Origin of the sequence: Paenibacillus sp. 598K (genome assembly GCF_003851045.1) — a bacterium.
Taxonomy (GTDB): domain Bacteria; phylum Bacillota; class Bacilli; order Paenibacillales; family Paenibacillaceae; genus Paenibacillus_D.
This window is the reverse complement of the sequence record NZ_BFBX01000062.1, coordinates 12,797-15,665: the sequence shown is the minus strand read 5'-3', so window position 1 is coordinate 15,665 and position 2,869 is coordinate 12,797. Positions and strand designations below refer to the sequence as shown.

At 59.7% G+C, this 2,869-nt stretch carries 3 protein-coding genes; 1 reads left to right on the top strand and 2 read right to left on the bottom strand.

From position 1 onward, the window contains the following. Nucleotides 1–546, bottom strand: a 546-nt coding sequence (locus PA598K_RS18240; protein ID WP_148091966.1) for an NAD-dependent epimerase/dehydratase family protein, incomplete at its 3' end; no start/stop codon positions are given. A gap of 74 nt (nucleotides 547–620) precedes the next feature. Further along, entirely contained in the window at nucleotides 621–1,793 is a 1,173-nt protein-coding gene (locus PA598K_RS18235) for a galactokinase (RefSeq protein WP_128658337.1), read from the bottom strand. A gap of 166 nt (nucleotides 1,794–1,959) precedes the next feature. Between PA598K_RS18235 and PA598K_RS18230 the strand changes: the two genes are divergently transcribed. After that, nucleotides 1,960–2,823: an AraC family transcriptional regulator gene (locus tag PA598K_RS18230; protein ID WP_128658336.1), complete on the top strand. Its 864-nt coding sequence runs from the start codon at nucleotides 1,960–1,962 to the stop codon at nucleotides 2,821–2,823. Nucleotides 2,824–2,869 lie beyond the last annotated feature (46 nt).

The following is a 2,869-nucleotide window of genomic DNA, read 5'->3' as shown; positions in this document are numbered from 1 at the left end:
GTCCTCGCCGATCTTGCCGCTCTCATGCGCCCCGGCAGCGTTAAAGTAACGCAGCGATACGTATTTGATGCCGTGAGCCGTATCGAACCACTTCATCATCTTCTCCATCGCCAGCTTCGTCTCGCCGTAGGCGTTGGTCGGCAGCGTCCGGTCCTGCTCGTCGATCGGGATGTTCTCCGGTTCGCCGTAGGTCGCAGCCGTCGAAGAAAAGACGATGCGGCTGACATTGTGAGCCTGCATCTTCTCCAGCAGACACAAGGTGCCGTAGACGTTGTTATGATAATACTTGCCCGGGTCCTGCATACTCTCGCCGACAAGCGAGTTCGCTGCAAAATGGATGACCGCGTCGATCTCATTTTCCAGGAACACCCGCTCTAGGAAGCCGCTGTCGCGCAAATCCCCCTCATAGAGCTTGCCGCCGAGCACCGCCTGCAGATGACCCTGCTGCAGATTGTCGACGATGACGACCTCTTCTCCGCGCTCCAGCAGCGCCGCTACCGTATGCGAGCCGATGTAGCCCGCGCCTCCAGTTACCAATACAGCCATCATTCTCTCTCCTCTCTATTGTCCATCCTCTCACTCCTGGCCAGGCGCCAGACCGCCGTCCCGCCCGCTTCACATTAGCGCAATTGCTCGACGCCGTTGCCGATCGAGCAGACATAGAATGCCGCTTCCAGACCGGTCGCTTCCCGATAGCGCTCGCCGACCTGGGCGATAAACGTCTCGATACTGTCCTCATGGACAAGCGATACGGTGCAGCCGCCGAAGCCGGCGCCGGTCATCCGCGAGCCGAGCACGCCAGGCACCTGGCGCGCGGCGTCGACCATCGCATCAAGCTCGTCGCCGGTCACCTCGTACAGATCGCGTAGCGAATCGTGGGACTCGTTCATGTAGCGGCCGAACGTCTCCAGATCGTCGCCTTTGAGGGCATCTACCGAGCGGACGACCCGATCGATCTCCTCCACGACATGACGCGCCCGATTGAGCACAGTCGGGTCGGCGATCAGGTGGCTGTTTGCCTCGAATTGCTCCACGCTGAGCTGGCCAAGCAGCGTCAGCTCGGGGAACGCTACCTGCAAGTCCTTGACGGCTTGCTCGCACTGGCTACGGCGCTCGTTGTACTTGGAGTCGACCAGCCCGCGGCGTTTGTTCGTATTGCCGATGACCAACCGGTAGCTGCCGCTATTGAACGGCACCAGCTCGTAAGCCAGCGTATCGCACATGAGCAGGATCGCATGATCCTTTTTGCCATTCGCCACAGCGAACTGGTCCATGATGCCGCACTTGACGCCGTTGAACTCGTTTTCCGAGCGTTGCGCGAGCAAGGCAATCTCCACCGTATCCGTTGGGTGACCGCTCAACGTCAGCAACGCATAGGCAGTGACGACCTCGATCGAAGCCGACGACGAGAGCCCGGAGCCGTTGGGGATCTCCCCGTGGTACAGCATATCGAAGCCAACCGGCACCGCATAACCGCGATCTTGAAGCTCGTGGACGATCCCCTTCGGATAGTTCATCCAGTCATCTTCTTCCTTATAGACGATCTCGTCTAGCCCGACCTCGCCCGCCAGCTCGAAGTTCGTCGAGGCGAGCTTCAGCGTCTGATCCGCGCGCTCGCGGATGAGCAGCGTCGTGCCGAAGGTCAGCGCCGCCGGGAACACATAACCGCCATTATAGTCGGTATGCTCGCCGATCAGATTGACGCGGCCTGGCGCATGGAACACATGCAGCCCGTCTGTCGTGCCGCCGTATTGCTGCAGGAAGCGCTCGGTTAATTGTTCGATGTTTGCCACTTAGTCCACCGCTTTCTGTAGATTGGTTTCAACTTGAGTTCAGTATAGTACAACGCAGGCATGAAAGAAATGGCATGATGTGAAGCCTGCATGGAATTATGTGACTTCCACAACTCTGATCGAGGGTGTTATGCTAGGTATATCTCATCCGAGGGGGAAGAAAAAGATGGCCCGAGACAGCTTTTATACCGTCGCGTCCAATCCGATCACGATCGAGCACGGACGACTCAATGTGCTGTTCGCCGGAGAGAGTCAGACCGCGCCTCTGCATCAGCAAGGGCCCAAAGTGTATGATTTTTATCTGATGCATCATGTGTTGGAAGGGGAAGGCCAGTTCGTCTCGCAGGAACGGCGCTACACCGTCGGCAAGGGTCAGACCTTCGTCATCGAGCCGCAGCAGCTCGTCAGCTATGTCTCGGATGCCGAGCAACCCTGGCATTATCGCTGGATCGCCTTTGCCGGGTCCGAAGCGGCGCGTCTCGTCGAGGATGCTGGACTACGTCCCGGATTGCCCGTGCTGGAGGGCGGCGGCAGTCGGCTGGCTGCGCTCTTCCGCAAGGTGCGCCAGTCCTTCCGTCAGGGCGGCCGACTGGCCGATCTGGAAGCGCTCGGTTATCTCCATCTCATCGTATCCAAGCTAGGAGCCGCTCAGCCACCGGCACTGGATGACGCGCTGCGCGAAGCGAGCGCCGGCGGGCTTGTCCAGCGTATCGTCCATTATCTGTCCACGCAATACGCCGAGCCGGTCTCGATCGAGCAGATGGCCGATACGATGGGCTACAATCGCGCCTACCTCTCGCGCGTGTTCAAGCAGCAGACGGGCATGACGCCTGTCCACTTCCTGCTCAAGCTGCGGCTGGACAAGGCGCGTCAGCTACTACGCGGCAGCGCGGAGCTGACAGTCGAGCAGATCGCCGCCTCGGTAGGCTTTCAAGATCCGCTCTACTTCTCCAAGCAGTTCCGCAGACTCTACGACCAGTCCCCGACGGCCTATCGAGAGGCGATGGGTAAGGCGTATCGCCCTCGTTAGGCGTAGCCTCGAGAGCGATTAAGCCGGGGCGTATCGCCCTCGCTAG

Excerpts from the sequence above, each read along its gene's own strand:
- PA598K_RS18230 (WP_128658336.1), top strand. The coding sequence starts at position 1,960 with ATGGCCCGAGACAGCTTTTATACCGTCGCGTCCAATCCGATCACGATC.